Source organism: Herbaspirillum sp. CAH-3 (genome assembly GCF_009668275.1).
Lineage (GTDB): Bacteria > Pseudomonadota > Gammaproteobacteria > Burkholderiales > Burkholderiaceae_D > Herbaspirillum > Herbaspirillum aquaticum.
In genome coordinates, this window is record NZ_VSWE01000046.1 from 1 (window position 1) to 513 (window position 513).

The 513-nt window shown below is 63.9% G+C and carries 1 protein-coding gene; it reads left to right on the forward strand.

Annotated elements, in window-relative coordinates; genetic code table 11:
* Positions 1-513: ABC transporter ATP-binding protein (locus FYB76_RS26515; protein ID WP_154135604.1), on the forward strand; the 513-nt coding region annotated here is incomplete at both ends.

The window sequence follows — 513 nt, forward strand, 5'->3', positions numbered from 1 at the left end:
GCCCCAACGGCGCCGGCAAGACCACGTTCTTCAACGTCATCACGGGCCTGTACCAACCCGATACCGGCAGCTTCGAACTGGATGGCAAGCCTTATTCGCCGAGCGCCCCGCACGAAGTGGCCAAGGCCGGCATCGCGCGTACCTTCCAGAACATCCGCCTCTTCGGTGAAATGACCGTGCTGGAAAACGTGATGGTCGGCTGCCACGTGCGCACCAAGCAAAATGTCTTCGGTGCCGTGTTCCGCCACAAGGCAGCACGTGACGAAGAGGCGGCGATCCGCGCCAAGTCGCAGCAGCTGCTGGACTTCGTGGGCATCGGCCAGTTCGCCAAGCGCACGGCGCGCCACTTGTCGTATGGCGACCAGCGCCGCCTGGAAATCGCCCGTGCCCTGGCGACCGATCCGCAACTGCTGGCGCTGGATGAACCGGCGGCCGGCATGAACGCTACCGAGAAACTGGGCCTGCGCGAGCTGCTGGTGAAGATCCAGGCTGAAGGCAAGACCATCCTGCTGA